General features: G+C 64.8%; 17 protein-coding genes. 7 read left to right on the top strand and 10 right to left on the bottom strand.

What is annotated here, in order from left to right; all coding sequences use genetic code 11:
- Positions 1–36: 36 nt before the first annotated feature.
- Both parE and ACK8OU_RS07285 read right to left on the bottom strand, forming a co-directional pair.
- Positions 37–1,992 carry a DNA topoisomerase IV subunit B gene (gene parE / locus ACK8OU_RS07290; protein WP_410302710.1) on the bottom strand — a complete coding sequence of 652 codons (1,956 nt, stop codon included), beginning with the start codon at positions 1,990–1,992 and terminating at the stop codon, positions 37–39.
- Positions 1,993–2,201: 209 nt separating this feature from the next.
- Positions 2,202–2,939: a glutathione S-transferase family protein gene (locus ACK8OU_RS07285; RefSeq protein ID WP_410302709.1), complete on the bottom strand. Its 738-nt coding sequence runs from the start codon at positions 2,937–2,939 to the stop codon at positions 2,202–2,204.
- Between the two features lie 141 nt (positions 2,940–3,080).
- Here ACK8OU_RS07285 and ppk2 point away from each other — a divergent pair, with 141 nt between their 5' ends.
- Complete coding sequence (gene ppk2, locus ACK8OU_RS07280) at positions 3,081–4,088, top strand: polyphosphate kinase 2 (RefSeq protein ID WP_410302763.1); 1,008 nt, start codon at positions 3,081–3,083, stop codon at positions 4,086–4,088.
- 91 nt (positions 4,089–4,179) lie between these two features.
- The gene (locus ACK8OU_RS07275; RefSeq protein WP_410302708.1) at positions 4,180–5,547 is read left to right on the top strand and encodes an MATE family efflux transporter; all 1,368 of its coding nucleotides are present in this window, start codon (positions 4,180–4,182) and stop codon (positions 5,545–5,547) included.
- 105 nt (positions 5,548–5,652) lie between these two features.
- Here the strand turns inward: ACK8OU_RS07275 and ACK8OU_RS07270 are convergent, their stop codons facing one another.
- Positions 5,653–6,069, bottom strand: a complete 417-nt coding sequence (locus ACK8OU_RS07270) for a hypothetical protein (RefSeq protein WP_410302707.1) — start codon at positions 6,067–6,069, stop codon at positions 5,653–5,655.
- An 18-nt stretch (positions 6,070–6,087) separates the two neighbouring features.
- A complete protein-coding gene (locus ACK8OU_RS07265; RefSeq protein WP_410302706.1) occupies positions 6,088–7,290 on the bottom strand; it encodes a pyridoxal phosphate-dependent aminotransferase in 1,203 nt (400 codons plus the stop codon).
- A gap of 79 nt (positions 7,291–7,369) precedes the next feature.
- Between ACK8OU_RS07265 and ACK8OU_RS07260 the strand changes: the two genes are divergently transcribed.
- The 3 genes from ACK8OU_RS07260 to ACK8OU_RS07250 all read left to right on the top strand — a co-directional run bounded on the left by ACK8OU_RS07260 (position 7,370) and on the right by ACK8OU_RS07250 (position 8,633).
- Positions 7,370–7,759, top strand: coding sequence for a helix-turn-helix domain-containing protein (locus tag ACK8OU_RS07260; protein ID WP_410302705.1), 390 nt, complete (start codon positions 7,370–7,372; stop codon positions 7,757–7,759).
- 32 nt (positions 7,760–7,791) lie between these two features.
- On the top strand, positions 7,792–8,064 hold the full coding sequence (locus ACK8OU_RS07255) for an FAD assembly factor SdhE (RefSeq protein WP_410302762.1): 273 nt from the start codon (positions 7,792–7,794) through the stop codon (positions 8,062–8,064).
- 71 nt (positions 8,065–8,135) lie between these two features.
- Entirely contained in the window at positions 8,136–8,633 is a 498-nt protein-coding gene (locus tag ACK8OU_RS07250) for a MarR family winged helix-turn-helix transcriptional regulator (protein WP_410302704.1), read from the top strand.
- Positions 8,634–8,693: 60 nt separating this feature from the next.
- Here ACK8OU_RS07250 and ACK8OU_RS07245 read toward each other — a convergent pair whose 3' ends face one another.
- From ACK8OU_RS07245 to ACK8OU_RS07235, 3 genes are all read right to left on the bottom strand, one after another.
- Positions 8,694–9,122 (bottom strand): VOC family protein, encoded by a 429-nt coding sequence (locus ACK8OU_RS07245; RefSeq protein ID WP_410302703.1) that lies wholly within the window; start codon positions 9,120–9,122, stop codon positions 8,694–8,696.
- 61 nt (positions 9,123–9,183) lie between these two features.
- A complete protein-coding gene (locus ACK8OU_RS07240) occupies positions 9,184–10,548 on the bottom strand; it encodes a hypothetical protein (RefSeq protein WP_410302702.1) in 1,365 nt (454 codons plus the stop codon).
- Positions 10,549–10,550: 2 nt separating this feature from the next.
- Positions 10,551–11,585 carry a hypothetical protein gene (locus tag ACK8OU_RS07235; protein WP_410302701.1) on the bottom strand — a complete coding sequence of 345 codons (1,035 nt, stop codon included), beginning with the start codon at positions 11,583–11,585 and terminating at the stop codon, positions 10,551–10,553.
- 192 nt (positions 11,586–11,777) lie between these two features.
- Here ACK8OU_RS07235 and thyX point away from each other — a divergent pair, with 192 nt between their 5' ends.
- Positions 11,778–12,692 (top strand): FAD-dependent thymidylate synthase, encoded by a 915-nt coding sequence (gene thyX, locus ACK8OU_RS07230; RefSeq protein WP_410302700.1) that lies wholly within the window; start codon positions 11,778–11,780, stop codon positions 12,690–12,692.
- 61 nt (positions 12,693–12,753) lie between these two features.
- Here the strand turns inward: thyX and ACK8OU_RS07225 are convergent, their stop codons facing one another.
- Positions 12,754–13,593 (bottom strand): alpha/beta fold hydrolase, encoded by an 840-nt coding sequence (locus ACK8OU_RS07225; RefSeq protein WP_410302699.1) that lies wholly within the window; start codon positions 13,591–13,593, stop codon positions 12,754–12,756.
- A gap of 106 nt (positions 13,594–13,699) precedes the next feature.
- Here ACK8OU_RS07225 and ACK8OU_RS07220 point away from each other — a divergent pair, with 106 nt between their 5' ends.
- Positions 13,700–14,335 (top strand): hypothetical protein, encoded by a 636-nt coding sequence (locus tag ACK8OU_RS07220; RefSeq protein WP_410302698.1) that lies wholly within the window; start codon positions 13,700–13,702, stop codon positions 14,333–14,335.
- A 36-nt stretch (positions 14,336–14,371) separates the two neighbouring features.
- On the opposite strand, the gene ACK8OU_RS07215 is transcribed toward ACK8OU_RS07220, so the two are convergent.
- Positions 14,372–15,160 (bottom strand): enoyl-ACP reductase FabI, encoded by a 789-nt coding sequence (locus ACK8OU_RS07215; protein WP_410302697.1) that lies wholly within the window; start codon positions 15,158–15,160, stop codon positions 14,372–14,374.
- Positions 15,161–15,163: 3 nt separating this feature from the next.
- Positions 15,164–16,393: a beta-ketoacyl-ACP synthase I gene (gene fabB, locus ACK8OU_RS07210; protein ID WP_410302696.1), complete on the bottom strand. Its 1,230-nt coding sequence runs from the start codon at positions 16,391–16,393 to the stop codon at positions 15,164–15,166.
- Positions 16,394–16,405 lie beyond the last annotated feature (12 nt).

Raw genomic sequence — 16,405 nt, 5'->3', positions numbered from 1 at the left:
GCCCAAACACGGCCCCGGGGCGCGTATCCCCCGGGCCTAGACGTCCAGCTCTTCGACGAATTGCGCGTTTTCCTGGATATACTGAAAACGCAGTTCCGGCTTCTTGCCCATCAGACGTTCCACCAGATCGCCGGTCTCGCCGGGGATGTCGTCATGGATCGTCACCCGGATCAGCTTGCGCGTTACGGGGTTCATCGTCGTATCCTTTAGGTCCTTGGCGTCCATTTCGCCCAGCCCCTTGAACCGCTGCACGTCGATCTTGCCCTTGCCGCCCAGGCCCTTCTGCAGCCACTGCTCTTTCTCGGCCTCATCGGCCACATAAAGCCGCTTGGCCCCCTGCGTCAGCCGGTACAGCGGCGGGCAGGCCAGATAAAGGTGCCCCTTGTCGATCAGCGGCCGCATCTGGGTGAAGAAAAAGGTCATCAGAAGGCTTGCGATATGCGCGCCGTCCACATCCGCGTCGGTCATGATGATGACCTTGTCGTAGCGCAGATCCTCGATGTTGAACTTGGTTCCCAGCCCCACGCCAAGTGCCTGGCACAGGTTGCTGATTTCCTGGTTTGCCCCCATCTTCCCCGAGGCCGCGCCCAGAACGTTCAGGATCTTGCCGCGGATCGGCAGCAGGGCCTGAAAATTCCGCTCGCGCGCCATCTTGGCGCTGCCCCCGGCCGAGTCGCCCTCGACGATGAAAAGCTCGGTCCCCGCGCGGTTGGTGGCCGAACAATCAACCAGCTTGCCCGGCAGGCGCAGCTTTTTCGTTGCGGATTTGCGCTGGGTTTCCTTTTCCTGCCGCCGTCGCAGCCGTTCCTCGGCGCGTAGCACCAGGAAATCCAGAATCGCCCCCGCCGATTTCGTATCCGCCGCAAGCCAGTTGTCGAAATGGTCGCGCACCGCGCCTTCCACCAGCCGCTGCGCCTCGACGGTGGCCAGCCGGTCCTTGGTCTGGCCCACGAATTCCGGCTCGCGGATGAAGCACGACACCAGCGCGCAGCCCCCGGTCAGCAGATCGTCGCGGGTGATCTGTTCGGCCTTGCGGTTTTTGACCAGTTCGCCATAGGCGCGGATGCCCTTCAGGATCGCCGCCCAGAAGCCCGCCTCATGCGTGCCGCCCTCGGGCGTGGGCACGGTGTTGCAATAAGACCCGATGAACCCATCGCGCGCGGGCGTCCAGTTGATCGCCCATTCCACGCTGCCCGGCACGCCGAACTTTTCCTGAAAGCCCACCTTGCCCGCAAAGGGGCGGTCCGCATAGGTCATCGCCTTGCCAAGGCTTTCGGTCAGATAGTCCGACAGCCCGCCAGGAAAGTGGAACACCGCCTCCAGCGGCGTCTCGCCATCGTCGATCGCGGATTTCCAGCGGATCTCGACGCCCGAAAACAGATAGGCCTTGGACCGCACCATCTTCAACAGCCGCGCGGGGCGGAACCGGTGGTGGCCAAAGATCTGCTCATCGGCATGGAAGGTCACCGTGGTGCCGCGCCGGTTCGGGGCGGCGCCGATCTTTTCCACCGGGCCCTGCGGGATGCCGCGCGAAAAGCGTTGTTCGAACAGCTCCTTGTTGCGCGCCACCTGCACCACCATAAGATCCGACAGCGCATTGACGACCGAGGCGCCCACCCCGTGCAACCCGCCCGATGTCTGATAGGCATCGCCCGAGAACTTGCCCCCCGCATGCAACGTGCACAGGATCACTTCCAGCGCCGATTTGCCGGGGAATTTCGGGTGCGGATCGATCGGGATGCCGCGGCCGTTGTCGCGGATGGTCACCGAATGGTCCGCCCCCAGTTCCACCTCGATGCGGCTGGCATGACCCGCTACCGCCTCATCCATTGAATTGTCGAGGATTTCCGCCACCATGTGATGCAGCGCGCGTTCATCCGTGCCGCCGATATACATGCCTGGCCGTTTGCGCACCGGCTCCAGCCCCTCAAGCACCTCGATCGAAGAGGCGTCATAGGTTTCGGGCTGGGAAGACAGAAGGTCGTCGGCCATGCTGCTCGTCTTTCTCTTGGGGCTGGCCCAAGGGGATACCGCATCCGGGGGACCGGGGGCAAGCCCGGCCCCATGCGGTACCCTTTTGCCCGTGGCGGCCGGGTCATGAGTATTTGGTCCAAGAAGAAGCCCGCACCGCTTCTTCTTGGATCAAATACTCCGGGGGAGGGCCGCAGGCCCGGGGGCAGAGCCCCCTGCGCGCGCCGGGGTCAGATCGCCTCGGTCTCGCGTGCGGCCCACATCTTGCGGAAGGCGGGGCGGGACTGGCAGTGGTCAAGCCAGCTTTTCACCCGGCCGAAGCGATCCATCAGCGGGTTGTGCGGCTGACAGTAGCGCAGGATTTCCGCCATGTTGATGTCTGCCACGGTAAAGCGTCCGCCGACCATGTGGCTGTGGCAGGACAGATGCGTTTCCAGCGCGGCCAGGGGCCGGGTCAGCTGTTCGGCAGCCGACCGGATCACCGCCTGTCCCGCCGCGCTTGCCGCCTCGCCGCGCGCATGGGCATAGGCGATTTCAAGCGCATGGGATTCGATCCATGTCGCCCCGAACAGGGCCCATTGCACCATCTGCGCCTCTTCGCGCAGGTCCGTGGGGGCCAGCGGCCCGCCGTGCTTTCGGGCGATGTAGTGGTTGATGGCCAGCGATTCCGACAGGATCAGGCCGCCGTCCTCCATCACCGGGATGGCGCCGGCGGGCGAGAGTTTCAGAAACTCGGGGCTGAGCGTGTTGAGGGGCGCGTCCGGGGCGCCGGGATCGGCCAGCCGGTTGGCCTGGACCACGGCCTTGAGCGTATAGGGCGCCTTCAGTTCTTCCAGCAGCCAGATGTTGCGCGTCGCGCGGGAGCGGTAGATGCCGTAGATGGTGATCATGGGTTCTCCTGCCTGTTCGGGGGCCAGACTGTCGCGCGTCTTGCGGATTGAAAAGCCCAGTGGCCTGTTCGTGCTCATGAGCTGTGCAGGGCGGCCTGTTGCGCGGCAGATTTGACACGCATCAAGGTGGGCTGCGCCAAAATGTCCTATGGATCATGTGTGATGTGTGGAGCGGTGCGTATGAACGATCAGCTTGTCGAAACGACCGTCGAAGAGACGATGTCTGAAGACGTGATGCCCGCGGTGGCGAAACCGCCCGGGGACGTGGCGCCGGTTGAGGCGGACGTGATCGCGGATGCTCCAGAGGGTGAGGGTCCCAAGGCCTTTCCGCGTGTTGATCCCAATGCGATCCGGCTGGCGTTCGAATCTGGGCGCTATCCCTATCCGCGCCGCATGGGACGCACGGCCTATGAAGCCGAGAAGGCCAGGCTGCAGGCGGAACTGCTGAAGGTCCAGATCTGGGCACAGGAGACGAGGCAAAAATTCGTCATCCTGTTCGAGGGCCGCGATGCCGCCGGCAAGGGGGGCACGATCAAGCGCTTCACCGAACATCTAAACCCGCGGTTCGCGCGCGTGGTGGCGTTGAACAAACCCACCGAGGAAGAGCGCGGCCAGTGGTATTTCCAGCGCTACATCGACCACCTGCCGACCGGCGGGGAAATGGTCTTTTATGATCGCAGCTGGTACAACCGCGCAGGCGTGGAACGGGTCATGGGCTTTTGCACCGCCACCGAATATCTGGAATTCATGCGCCAGACCCCGGAATTGGAACGCATGCTGGTGCGTTCGGGGATCCGGCTTTACAAATACTGGTTCTCGGTCACGCGCGATGAACAGGGCCGGCGTTTCAGGGCGCGCGAGACCGATCCGCTGAAGCGCTGGAAGTTGTCGCCCATCGATCTGGCAAGCCTGGGCAAATGGGATGACTATACCGAGGCGAAAGAGGCGATGTTTTTCTATACCGACACCGCCGATGCGCCCTGGACGATCGTGAAATCGAACGACAAGAAACGCGCGCGGTTGAACTGCATGCGCCATTTCCTGTCCACGCTGGATTATCCGGACAAGGACCTTTCCGTGGCTACGCCACCTGATCCGATGATCGTGGGCAATGCCAGCCACGTCGTTCACAGGTCCGAGCATATTCTGGGCCTGTCGCTGCATCCCGATCAGCGCCGCGCGCGCCCGGTGCAGGGGGGCGCGCCGGTGACACAAGCGGCGCCGTGATCGCGGCGGGCCCCCGGTGCCGTGGTTGCCGCAGCGTCGGGGGCTGTGCGGGTGGCTGGACGGCGCGGTGGCGTGGCTGTAGCGTCCGGCCATGACGCATCCTGACCGCCTGTCCCCCGGCGCCCATCTGCGCGCGACGCTGACGCTTGGCCTGCCGCTGATCGGCTCGCACCTGGCGCAGATGTTGCTGCATGTTACCGATACGGTGATGCTGGGCTGGTATGGCGTCGAAGAGCTGGCCGCCGGGGTGCTGGGGGCCTCAGGCTTTTTCATTGTCTTCATCCTGGGATCGGGGTTCGGAATCGCGGTGATGGGGATGGTCGCCGCGGCGCTGGGCGCGGGCGATCGCACCCAGGTGCGGCGCGATGCGCGCATGGGGCTTTGGCTGTCGATTCTTTACGGGGTGGTCATCCTGCCGCTGATGTGGTGGTCGGGGCCGATCCTTCTGGCGCTGGGCCAGCAGCCCGAGATCGCGGCGCTGGCGCAAAGCTATCTGCGCGTGGCCGGCTGGGGCATGGTACCGGCGCTTCTGGTGATGGTGCTGAAAAGCTATCTGGCCGCGAATGAGCGCACGCAGGTGGTGCTGTGGGTCACCTTGTCGGGGGTGGCGGCCAATGCCGCGCTGAACTGGGTGCTGATCTTTGGCAATCTGGGTGCGCCGGAACTGGGCGTGCGGGGGGCGGCGGCGGCCTCGGTCGTGGTGCAGGTTCTGGGGTTTGTGGCGCTGGCAGTCTATGCCGCCTGGCTGCCCGCGCTGCGTGGCTTTGCGCTGTTCCAGCGGTTCTGGCGGCCTGATTGGCCCGCCTTCCGGCAGGTGTTCCGGCTGGGCCTGCCGATCGGCCTGACCGGGCTGGCCGAGGGCGGGTTGTTTCAGGCCTCGGCGCTGATGATGGGCTGGATCGGCACCCGCGAACTGGCCGCGCATGGCATTGCGGTGGAACTGTCGGGCCTGACCTTCATGGTGCATCTGGGCCTGTCCAATGCGGTGACCGTGCGGGCCGGGCGCGCGCAGGGGGCGGGCGATGTGCAGCGGATGCGTGATGCCGCCGCCGTGGGGATCGCCCTGTCGCTGGCGATCGCCTGCGCCATGGTCGTGCTGTTCCTGACCTTGCCCGAGCTGTTGATCGGCGCGTTCCTGGACCCGGGCAACCCGGACCGGGCGGTGATCGTGGGGTTCGGGGCGGGGCTTTTGGCGGTGGCGGCGCTGTTTCAGCTGTTCGATGCGGCGCAGGTGATGGCGCTGGGCCTGCTGCGCGGGGTGCAGGATACGCGGGTGCCGATGTGGATTGCCGGGTTCAGCTATTGGGCGGTGGGTGTGCCGGCAAGCTATGTGCTGGCCTTTCCGCTGGGTTTCGGCGGCCAGGGGCTGTGGTTCGGGCTGGTGATCGGTTTGGCGCTGGCGAGCCTTTTGCTGATGGCGCGGTTCTGGCGTGGGGCCTGGGTCCGCATCGCGGCCTGAGGCGATGGTGTGGCGAAGGCGCCAAGGCGCGGGGCAGGGGGCGCTGCCCCCTCTTGGCGCGAAGGCGCCAATTCACCCCCGGGATATTTGGGCAAAGCCGAAGGATCAATCCGTGGTGCTGGCCGGGGCTTTCAGCAGTCGTTCGGACTTCTTGCGCACCAGCACCGTGCGCAGATCGTGCATCGCAAGCAGCAGCGAATCGGTGACCGCGTCCAGCTGCGTATCCGTCGCGCGCGACTGGGCCCAGTGCGCGGTCAGATTCAGATGGTCGATGGTGCGGTGGATGTCGTCGATGTCGCGCGCCGCCAGTGTCTGGCTGCGCGCGGCGATCCAGTCGCGGATGACCTGCATGTCACGATCTGACAGGCTGCGGTCGCCCTGGGGTTTGATTTCGCCGTTGCGGATGTTGACGACGGCGATCTGATCCATCTCGATCCGCCGCTGGCGGTTTTCCGTATCGACCCGGAAAACCGCTGCGCCATTTTCGCGGATGCGGAAGTAATAGTCTGGCAGATCGCCCATCCGTTGCCCTTTCGCGGCCTATTTCAGTTCTTCGCAGAACCGCCTGATGCGGGCGCAGGCCTCGGCCAGGACCGCGTCGGAGGTGGCATAGCTGATGCGGAAGTTGGGCGACAGGCCGAAGGCCGAACCAAACACCACGGCAACGCCCGCCTCTTCCAGAAGGGCGGTGGCGAAGGTTTCATCATCGGTGATCGTCGCGCCCGCGGCCGAGGTCTTGCCGATCAGGTCCCGGATCGAGGGGTAGACGTAGAAGGCACCTTCCGGGATGGGGCAGGTGATGCCGGGGCAGGCGTTCAGCGCGCTGACCACCAGATCGCGGCGCCGTTCAAAGGCCACGCGGCTGTCGCGGATGTAATCCTGCGGGCCGTTCAGCGCCTCGACCGCGGCATATTGGCTGATCGAGCAGGGATTCGAGGTGGATTGCGACTGCACCTTGCCCATCGCCTTGATCAGATGTTCGGGGCCCCCGGCATAGCCGATGCGCCAGCCGGTCATCGCATAGGCCTTGGATACGCCGTTGCAGGTCAGCGTGCGGTCGTAAAGCCCCGGTTCGACCTGCGCGGGCGTGGCGAACCTGAAATCGCCAAAGACAAGGTGTTCATACATGTCATCCGACATCACCCAGACATGGGGGTGGCGCATCAGCACATCGGTCAGATCCCTGAGTTCAGCCGCCGAATAGCCCGCGCCCGAGGGGTTCGAGGGCGAGTTGAAGATGAACCACTTGGTTTTCGGGGTGATCGCGGCCTCAAGCTGTGCGCCGGTGATCTTGTAGCCGGTTTCCATCGGCCCTTCGACAAAGACCGGGGTGCCGCCGGCCAGCAGGACCATGTCGGGGTAGCTGACCCAGTAGGGGGCGGGGATGATCACCTCATCCCCGGGGTTCAGGGTGGCCACCAGCGCATTGTACAGCACCTGTTTGCCACCCGTGCCCACGGTGATCTGGGCGGGGGTATAGTCCAGCCCGTTTTCACGTTTGAACTTGGCGCAGATGGCTTTTTTCAGTTCCGGGACGCCGTCGACGGCGGTGTATTTCGTCTTGCCAGCGTTGATCGCGGCGATGGCGGCGGCGCGGATGTTTTCGGGGGTGTCGAAATCGGGTTCGCCCGCGCCAAGGCCGATCACGTCGCGCCCGGCCTCTTGCAGTTCGCGCGCCTTGTTGGTGACGGCGATGGTGGGCGATGGTTTCACGCGCGCCAGCGTGTCGGAAAGGAAGGCCATGGGAAGCTCCGGTTTGTATCTGCCGGTTGCATGTCTTAGGGTGCGGGGGTGAACCGATCAAGCACGAACAGGGGGCGCCATGGCCGATACCACCGGCACAAGCGACTGGTACGGGGCGCAGATCGCCACCTTCGGGGACAGGCTGGCCGGCGCGCGCGAGGCCGCGGGCCTTAGCCAGCGCGCGCTGGCCACGCGGATGGGGGTGCGGCTGGAAACGCTGCAGCGATGGGAAGATGATGCCGCCGATCCGCGCGCCAACCGGCTTCAGATGCTGGCGGGGATGCTGGGCGTGTCGCTGATGTGGCTGCTGACCGGCACGGGAGAGGGGCTTGACGGCCCGCCCGAGAGCCGGGCAGAAGCGGGGGGCGATCAGGATACCCTGCGCGAAATCCGCGCGATCCGCGACCAGTTGCAGTATCTGGACGCGCGTCTGGGCCGGCTGGAACGCAGGCTGGGGCAGGGGCAATGACGCAAGGCGATGTGCCGCAGGGGGACGGGGCGATGGGCGAAACGCAGGAAGCACGGCTGAAACGCATGAAGATGCGCAGCTGGCGGCGTGGCACGAAGGAAATGGACCTGATTCTGGGTCCCTATGCCGATGCGTCCCTGGCGGCGATGGACCCCGCGCGCCTGGACCTTTTCGATGCGCTTCTGGAAGAGAACGATCAGGATCTGTATCCTTGGGTGTCAGGCACGCAGGCCTGTCCCGCGCGCTATCTGGACCTGCTGACCGAGATTGCCGCCTTTGCCCGGGCCCGCCACGCCGGCGGCTAAGATCGCTTAACCGAAATTTCGGGTTTCTGGTCCAGTGTCGCTTTCGGGCAGCGAGACCGGCGGAGATACGAATGACTTTGCATACCCCTTTGACACAGGCATCCGGCACCGGTCTGATGGCCGGCTATCTGGAAAGCCTCGCCTTGGTAGAGCGGCTGCACCGCTTGCTGCTGGATGTCATCAAGGATGAATTCGAACGGCTTGGGATTCTGGATATCAACGCGGTTCAGGCGCTGTTGCTGTTCAATGTCGGCGATCATGAGGTGACGGCCGGCGAATTGCGCACGCGCGGGTATTATCAGGGCTCGAACGTATCCTATAATCTGAAGAAGCTGGTCGAAACCGGTTACATGCACCACCAGCGCTGTGAAATTGACCGAAGGTCCGTCCGGGTGCGGCTGACGCCCAAGGGGCGCATGCTGCGCGATGCGGTGGCGGCACTGTTCGAACGTCACGCAAGCGGCATGGAGACGCGCGGCGTGATCGGGCCGGATGCGATCGATGCGGTCAATCATACCTTGCGCCGGATGGAACGGTATTGGAGCGATCAGATCCGCTATATCTATTGATCGCCCAGCCCGCGCACCAATTTGCCGCCGCCGCGCCTGCGGGATGCCCCCGGCGACCCGTCACCAGTGGCCGGTGTTTTCCATGCTGGCCCAGGGCTCGACCGGCGGCAGCGCGCTGCCCATCTGCAACAGCTCGACCGAGATATTGTCGGGGCTGCGCACGAAGGCCATGCGCCCGTCGCGCGGGGGGCGGTTGATGGTCACGCCATTGTCCATCAGGTGCTGGCACATGTCATAGATATTATCGACCTCATAGGCGAGATGGCCGAAGTGGCGGCTGTCGCTGGGCAGGCCGGGATCGCCGTCCCAATTCCACGTCAGTTCGACCGGGCAGTCGGGCTGGCCGGGGGGGGCCATGAACACCAGCGAAAAGCGCCCGCCCTCATTTTCATAGCGGCGCGTCTCCTCAAGGCCCAGAAGGCGATAGAAGGCCATCGATTTTTCCAGGTCGAGCACGCGGACCATGGTATGCAGATACTTCAGTTTCATCGCGATCTCCTTGGGCTGCCGGGCCCCACCCTAGCGCAGCAAAGGCCCGTGTCCAACCGCTTCAGAAGGCGGATCGCAAGTTGAGCCCGACCCCGATATCGCGGCTGTCATAAAGCAAGATGTTCGAATTGGTGCGCGCGGCCTGCAATGAAACCTCGGGGGCAAAGCCCATGTAGTCGAGGTCCGGCAGGAAGGCGGTTACGCCAAGGCGCAGCTTCAGATCCTGGCGCCCCGCGGGGTCAAAGGCCGAGCGGTCATAATCACGCGTTTCCAGTCCAAGGTTCAGGCCGATGCGGGCGCCCGCCAGCGGCTTGGCCAGGGTGTAACCGGCATCAAGCCCATAGGCGGTATGGTCCACGTCACTGGCCTGCGACCGCACGCGCGCGGCGCGCAGGCCAAAGTTCAGCGCGCCGCCGGGAACCGGGCGGGCGTAGCGCGTTTCAACCGACTGGATGGTGGCGGAACGATCGGCCTTGTCCTGCCGCCACTGTCGTTCCAGTCCCATGCCAAGGCGCAGGCGCTGCTGCCCCGGCAGCGCGATCGCCTTGCCCAGATCAAGGCGCGCGTAATTCGACAGGGGATCGCCCCCATAGACGTTATGGCCCAGCGTCGCCCGCATGTCCCAGGGCGCGCGCCAGCCCGACGGTTGCGCTTCGTGGCTTAGATAAAGTTCGGCCGCGGCAAAGGCATAATCATCGGCATCCGCATCGGGGGCCTTGCGGCGCGCATCCGATGACAGGCTGTAGGCGCGGCCCGACAGGTTCACCCCCACCCGCGTTTCATGGCGCGGGCCGGTGCTGAACCGCCGGTCCAGCCCCAGCGACAGGCGCGTCTCAATCCCCGAAAGCGCCTGGGCCTCGGGCGACAGGGTGAAGGGGATGGGCTGCCCGAACAGCGTCAGCCACAGCGTATCTGATGATGACCCGCCGTTGATGTTCGACGACGGCGCAAGGCCGAAACCGAACGTGACGCGCAGCGGGTTGCGCGCGCGCACATACCGGAAATCACGCAGCGCAAGGGCCCGGGCGTGTTCGTCGGGGGCGTCCTGTGCGGCGCGGCGCAGCCAGAGTTGCGACACCGTGCGCCGCCCGTCCGAGGCCTCGGCCTGCGCGCGCGCCAGGGCTGCCGCGTAGCGCCGGGGGCTTGTTTCGGCCAGGCGCCAGGCCCGCTGCGCGGCGGCGCGGGCAAGATCCATCTGCCCCAGATCGCGGGCGGCTTGCGACTGGATCAGAAGCGCCTGCCAGTCGTCCGGGTCGCGCGCCAGCAGGGCATTTGCGACCTGCAGGGCCACATCGGGCCGCTGCGCCTGCAGCGCGGCCTGCCCGGTGGCGCGCATCGACGCTGGCGAAAGCTGCACGGGATCGGCGGCGACCGCCCTGCAAAGACCCAGCGCAAGGATCAGCGCAAGGACGAAAATCCGGCCCATGGTCAGGGCCGGGTCAGGATGAACCCGCCGGTTTCACGCACGGTGACGTCCTTGTAGCGCGGGTCATCGCCTGCAACGACGACGATCCCGACCACTTCGTTACCGCCGTCGATGCCGGTGCCCGACAACAGCGCATAATATTTGCCGGTATCAAGCGTTTCCAGCGCGCCATCGCCGTTCATCACACTGCTTGCGATCGTTCCGGTGATCTCGCCGTTGCGGTCGACGCTGCCGGGGCCGACGTCGATGACAAGGTTGGGTATCGCGCTGATCGCCGGGTTGTCGTAGGTGGTCCGCAGGCCCGTGATCACATCGCTGGTGATGTCATTGCCGTCCACATCAAAGATCCTGCGGTTGTACACGCTGCCCTTGACCGCGTCACCATCGTTGAAATCCTCGAAATCGATATCCAGGAAGGCCTGGCCCGCGACATATTCGATGCCGGTGCGATTGTTGAAATCACGCAGCCCGCGATATTCACCGCGGTATGTTGCCTGTCCGGTGGTGGGCAGGGGCAGGCGCACGCCGCCTTCGCGGCCGTAGATGAAGCCGCCGAAGCCGAAATCGCGATAGGCGCCGGTGCGGACGATGGCGAATTCGACGAACTCGGTATCATCGGCACCCGTCGCCGATGATCCGACGATGGCGCGGTGCATGAACTGATCGATCACGGCGCCGGTCACGCTGTCGGCGTAGGTTGACGCCGACTCGTAGACCCGGAAGGGGCCGGGGTCGAAGGCGCCCAGATTGGCGGTTTCTATTCGCGTATAATTGTTTGCGCCATCGAAGCCGAGCCCGTCTACGCTGAAGCTGTCTGTATCAGGATCATAGGCAAAATCTTCAGCGTAACCGTCCCCGGTTCCGGCGGCGCGCGCCTCATAGCGGGTGATGTCACTGGTCGAGGTCGGGTTTTCGGTCCCGGGGGGCAGGTCCGGCGTTTCTTCTTCCGGCGGGGGATTGGCCCCTTCGACCACTGCCGGACCGTCGCAGGCTGCCAGGGCCAGAAGCGCGGCAAAGGGCAGAATAAATCTCGACATTTTTGTTTCTTTCGTTGAACCAGCCTCTGCGAAAGGGTGAATAAACTCTCAAAAGAAGTCAATTTTTTAACGGTCTCATGCGTCTTGTCGTGGCCTGGGTGGGGCCGTCGGGCCACAGCCCCATCATGTCGCGGTTCCTTGGGGCGCCGGTGCCAGATATAGTCACCCCGATTCTATGACCCGGAGGATTCGATGTCCCTTACCCCCGAACAGCAAGCCGAGATCGCCGCGGCCCGCGCGACGACCCGCGAAACCCTGCGCGCGACCGCGCCGGGGATGGAGGCGCATCTGTATACCGCCCATCAGGTGCTGGACCACGGCCTGATCCGGGTGATCGACTACATGGGCGACGATGCGGCGATCTGTCAGGCGGCGCGCGTCAGCTATGGCCGCGGGACCAAGGCGGTATCGGACGACCGCGGGCTGATCCGCTATCTGATGCGGCACTGGCACTCGACCCCGTTCGAGATGTGCGAGGTCAAGTTCCACGTCAAGCTGCCGGTCTTCGTCGCGCGCCAGTGGATCCGCCATCGCACCGCCAATGTGAACGAATATTCCGCGCGCTATTCGATCCTTGACCGCGAATTCTACATTCCCGCGCCCGACCAGTTGGCCGCGCAGTCCACGGTCAACAACCAGGGTCGCGGCGCAGTCCTGGAAGGCGCCGAGGCGCAGCGCGTGCTGGACATCCTGCGCCAGGATGCGATGCGCGCCTATGATCATTATGAGGATATGCTGACCCCCGACCCCGAGGCCGGCAAGCAGGGCCTTGCGCGGGAACTGGCGCGGATGAACCTGCCCGCCAATGTCTATACCCAATGGTACTGGAAAACCGACCTGCACAACCTGTTCCACTTTCTGCGGCTGCGGGCGGACCATCACGCGCAATACGAAATCCGCGTCTATGCCCAGAAGATGTGCGACATCGTCAAGGACTGGGTGCCCCACGCCTATGAAGCATTTGAAGATTATCGCCTGGGCGGGGTGAACCTGTCGGGCCGCGCCGTCGAGGTGCTGAAACGCCGGCTGGCCGGCGAGACGGTGACGCAGGAAAGCAGCGGCATGAGCAAGGGCGAATGGCGCGAGTTTGTCGAAGTCTGGGGGTGAGCCCGGACCGCTTGTACGGCGGGAACCGCTGCCCGCAGACGCGGGCAGCCCCGGGGCTGGCCTAGCGCAGTCCGCAGGCGGACAGCCAGTCGCTGATCAGGGCGCGTGATCCGGGTTCGTCCAGAAAGGGAATATGGGCGCGGCCCGGTACCTCGGCGAACAGCATGTCGGGGCGGCGGGCGTGCATTTCGGCGACCGTTTCAGGCAGCAGCAGGTCGGAATTCGCCCCCCGCAACAACGCAAGCGGCAGGCCCGCGCAGGCGTCGAACAACGGCCACAGGTCGATGTCCGGCCCGGCCAGTGCCGCCAGAAAGCCCTCGCGCAGGGTCTTGTCATAGTTCACGCGCAAGCCCTCGGGCGTTTCGGTGTAATGGCGGTCGACTTCTTCGGCCCAGCGGCTGGCGGGCACGCCGTCAAACCCGGGCATCAGCGATGGCAATTTGGCCGCAAATTCGGCCTTGCTGCGGGCGGAAGGATCGCGGCCCACATAATCCTTGATCTTGTCCAGCCCGCCACGCGCCAGCACCGGGCCCACGTCGTTCAGGCACAGGCCCAGCATCCGGTCCTTTTTCGTGGCGGCCAGGAACATGCCGATCATCCCCCCGCGCGAGGTGCCCAGGACCGCCGCCTTGTCAATGCCCAGATGATCCAGCAGGGCGATCGCATCGCCCGCTTCGGTCGGCACTGTATAGGTGGCAACCCCGGTCCGGTCCGATCCGCCCCGTCCGCGGTAATCGGGGCGGATCAGCCGCACACCGTCGGGCAGATGCGGTGCCAGATAGTCAAAGTCGCGCCCCGTCCGCGTCAGCCCCGACAGCGCCAGAAGCGGCAGGCCCGCGCCTTCGTCGCGATAGGCCAGACGCGCGCCGTCTTTCGCGGTAAAGTATTGGATCCCGGTCATGTCACCCCCTGTTTCGGGGCATGTTTACATGGATCGGGCGGGGGCGAAAGCCCCACTGGCCGGCGCCTGCATTCCCGATCATACTGTCCCCGGCAGGGAGAACGCGATGAACAACACGCTGGAGAAATTGCAGCAACGTCTGGCCGAGTTGCAGGACCAGATCGAGGCCGAGATCGCCGAACGCCGCGCGCAGTGGCGCTATCGGATGGAAAACCGCCGCATCGTCTTTGAGGAAGGCGTGCGCGAGACCCATCGCGCGGCGCGGGTCAAGCTGTGGGCCTTCCTGCGCCAGACGCGGCCGCTGGTGGTGCTGACCGCGCCGTTCATCTATGCGCTGATCCTGCCGCTTGTGTTGCTGGATCTGTTCGTGACGGTCTATCAGGCGATCTGCTTTCCGGTCTATGGCATCGCCAAGGTCAGGCGTTCCGATCACATCGCCATCGACCGCCAGCATCTGGCCTATCTGAACGGCCTGCAAAAGCTGAACTGCGTTTATTGCGGCTATGCCAACGGACTGATTTCCTATGTCCGTGACATTGCGGGCCGGACGGAACAATACTGGTGCCCGATCAAGCATGCGCGCAACCTGCACGGGATGCATGGCAATTATCCGACCTTCGTCGATTATGGCGATGCTGAAGGGTTCAGCAACCGCCTGACGCCGCTGCGCCACGCATTGCGCGATGCACCCAAGGCCCCTGCGGCTGAAAAGCCACCCACCCCCCCGCGTGACGGCGGCTGACCCTTCGATGAAACAGGGGCCCGAAGGCCCCCGCGTTCAGATGTTGTCCGCCTGTGGCAGGCCCAGAACATGATAGCCGCCGTCGACCATGATGATCTCGCCGGTGGTGCAGGCGCCCATGTCGGACAGCAGATAGGCCGCCGTGCCGCCGATCGCCTCCAGCGTGGCGTTGTGGCGCAGGGGCGCGTTCGCCTCGGTGTGGCGGAAGGTCTTGCGTGCGCCGCCGATGGCCGCGCCCGCCAGCGTCTTCATCGGGCCGGGGCTGATCGCGTTGACGCGGATGCCGTCGGGGCCAAGGTCATTGGCCAGATAGCGCACCGCGCTTTCAAGTGCCGCCTTGGCCACGCCCATCACGTTGTAATAGGGCGTCACCCGGTTCGACCCGGCATAGGTCATTGTGATCAGGCTGCCCCCGTCCGGCATCATCTCGGACGCGCGGCGGGCCACGTCGATAAAGCTGAAGCAGGAAATGTTCAGCGAATTGGTGAAATTCGCGCGGCTGGTGTTGACGATCCGGCCGGTCAGCTCGTTCTTGTCGGAATAGGCGATGGCGTGGACCAGAAAGTCCATCGTGCCCCATTCCGCCTTGAGCTTGTCGAAAGCCGCGTCAAGGCTGGCGTCGTCGGTCACATCGACATCGACCAGAAGGTTGGACCCGACCGAGGCCGCCAGCGGTTCGACCCGCTTGCCGAACGCCTCGCCCTGATAGGAAAAGGCCAGTTCGGCCCCTTCGGCGGCCAGCGCCGCGGCGATGCCCCAGGCGATCGAGCGATCATTCGCCACCCCCATGACAAGCCCGCGTTTGCCCTTCATCAGATCGGCCATGGCTTACCCCTGGAATTTGCTCATCACGAGCGTCGCATTGGTGCCGCCAAAACCGAAGCTGTTGGACAGGACCGAGTCGAACTCGACCCCTTCGCGCAGGGTGGTGGCGATTTCCTCGGGGCGGATCGCGGGGTCAAGCTGTGTCACGTTGGCCGAGGCCGCGATGAAGCCGCCCTGCATCATCAGCAGCGAATAGATCGCCTCATGCACGCCGGTGGCGCCCAGGCTGTGGCCGGTCAGCGACTTGGTGGACGAGATCGGCGGCACGTTGCCTTCGCCAAAGACGCGGCGCACGGCCTCGACCTCGGTCACGTCACCTGCGGGGGTCGAGGTTCCGTGGGCGTTGATGTAGCTGATCTTGCGCCCTTCCGGCAGGGTCGACAGCGCCAGCCGCATTGACCGTTCGCCGCCCTCGCCCGACGGCGCCACCATGTCATAGCCGTCCGAGGTCGCGCCATAGCCGGTCAGTTCGGCATAGATTTTCGCGCCGCGCGCCTTGGCGTGTTCAAGTTCCTCAAGCACGACAACGCCGCCGCCGCCCGCGATCACGAACCCGTCGCGGGTCGCGTCAAAGGCGCGGCTGGCGGTGGTCGGGGCGTCGTTGTATTTCGACGACATCGCGCCCATCGCATCGAACAGGCACGACAGGGTCCAGTCCAGTTCCTCGCCGCCGCCGGCAAAGATCACGTCCTGCTTGCCCATCTGGATCAGCTCTGCCGCGTTGCCGATGCAATGCGCGCTGGTCGAACAGGCCGAGGTAATCGAATAGTTCACACCCTTGATCTTGAACGGTGTCGCCAGGCAGGCCGAGTTGGTCGACGACATGCAGCGCGTGACCATGAACGGCCCCATCCGCTTGGGGCTGCCCTTTTCCAGGGTGATCCGGTGCGCTTCAAAGAAGTTCGAGGTCGACGGTCCGCCGGACCCCATGATCAGCCCGGTGCGCGGGTTGGAAATGTCGGCGTCCTCCAGCCCGGAATCGGCGATTGCCTGCTCCATCGCAAGGAAGTTGTAGGCCGCGCCCGGCCCCATGAAGCGCAGGTTGCGCTTGTCGATATGGTCTTCCAGCACGATCTGCGGCATGCCGTGGATCTGGCTGCGAAAGCCCCGTTCGGCATATTCGGGCGCAAAGACGATGCCCGAGCGGCCGGCGCGCAGGCTGGTGGAGACTTCTTCGGCATTATTGCCGATGGGCGAGATGATCCCCAGCCCGGTGATGACGACGCGACGCATGGGCGGCTCCTT

The sequence above is a fragment of the Pontitalea aquivivens genome, assembly GCF_046507575.1.
GTDB classification, from domain to species: domain Bacteria; phylum Pseudomonadota; class Alphaproteobacteria; order Rhodobacterales; family Rhodobacteraceae; genus Pontitalea; species Pontitalea aquivivens.
Note: the sequence above shows the minus strand (reverse complement) of the source record. Positions and strands in the feature narration are given on the sequence as shown.

What these genes read in the sequence shown, in the direction of transcription:
- ACK8OU_RS07255 (WP_410302762.1), top strand. Translation starts at nt 7,792, where the DNA reads ATGGGCGAAACGCAGGAAGCACGGCTGAAACGCATGAAGATGCGCAGC.
- ACK8OU_RS07250 (WP_410302704.1), top strand. Translation starts at nt 8,136, where the DNA reads ATGACTTTGCATACCCCTTTGACACAGGCATCCGGCACCGGTCTGATG.
- ACK8OU_RS07220 (WP_410302698.1), top strand. Translation starts at nt 13,700, where the DNA reads ATGAACAACACGCTGGAGAAATTGCAGCAACGTCTGGCCGAGTTGCAG.
- ACK8OU_RS07215 (WP_410302697.1), bottom strand. Translation starts at nt 15,160, where the DNA reads ATGGCCGATCTGATGAAGGGCAAACGCGGGCTTGTCATGGGGGTGGCG.
- ppk2 (WP_410302763.1), top strand. Translation starts at nt 3,081, where the DNA reads ATGTCTGAAGACGTGATGCCCGCGGTGGCGAAACCGCCCGGGGACGTG.
- thyX (WP_410302700.1), top strand. Translation starts at nt 11,778, where the DNA reads ATGTCCCTTACCCCCGAACAGCAAGCCGAGATCGCCGCGGCCCGCGCG.
- ACK8OU_RS07270 (WP_410302707.1), bottom strand. Translation starts at nt 6,069, where the DNA reads ATGGGCGATCTGCCAGACTATTACTTCCGCATCCGCGAAAATGGCGCA.
- ACK8OU_RS07240 (WP_410302702.1), bottom strand. Translation starts at nt 10,548, where the DNA reads ATGGGCCGGATTTTCGTCCTTGCGCTGATCCTTGCGCTGGGTCTTTGC.
- ACK8OU_RS07260 (WP_410302705.1), top strand. Translation starts at nt 7,370, where the DNA reads ATGGCCGATACCACCGGCACAAGCGACTGGTACGGGGCGCAGATCGCC.
- fabB (WP_410302696.1), bottom strand. Translation starts at nt 16,393, where the DNA reads ATGCGTCGCGTCGTCATCACCGGGCTGGGGATCATCTCGCCCATCGGC.
- parE (WP_410302710.1), bottom strand. Translation starts at nt 1,992, where the DNA reads ATGGCCGACGACCTTCTGTCTTCCCAGCCCGAAACCTATGACGCCTCT.
- ACK8OU_RS07265 (WP_410302706.1), bottom strand. Translation starts at nt 7,290, where the DNA reads ATGGCCTTCCTTTCCGACACGCTGGCGCGCGTGAAACCATCGCCCACC.
- ACK8OU_RS07225 (WP_410302699.1), bottom strand. Translation starts at nt 13,593, where the DNA reads ATGACCGGGATCCAATACTTTACCGCGAAAGACGGCGCGCGTCTGGCC.
- ACK8OU_RS07285 (WP_410302709.1), bottom strand. Translation starts at nt 2,939, where the DNA reads ATGAGCACGAACAGGCCACTGGGCTTTTCAATCCGCAAGACGCGCGAC.
- ACK8OU_RS07245 (WP_410302703.1), bottom strand. Translation starts at nt 9,122, where the DNA reads ATGAAACTGAAGTATCTGCATACCATGGTCCGCGTGCTCGACCTGGAA.
- ACK8OU_RS07275 (WP_410302708.1), top strand. Translation starts at nt 4,180, where the DNA reads ATGACGCATCCTGACCGCCTGTCCCCCGGCGCCCATCTGCGCGCGACG.
- ACK8OU_RS07235 (WP_410302701.1), bottom strand. Translation starts at nt 11,585, where the DNA reads ATGTCGAGATTTATTCTGCCCTTTGCCGCGCTTCTGGCCCTGGCAGCC.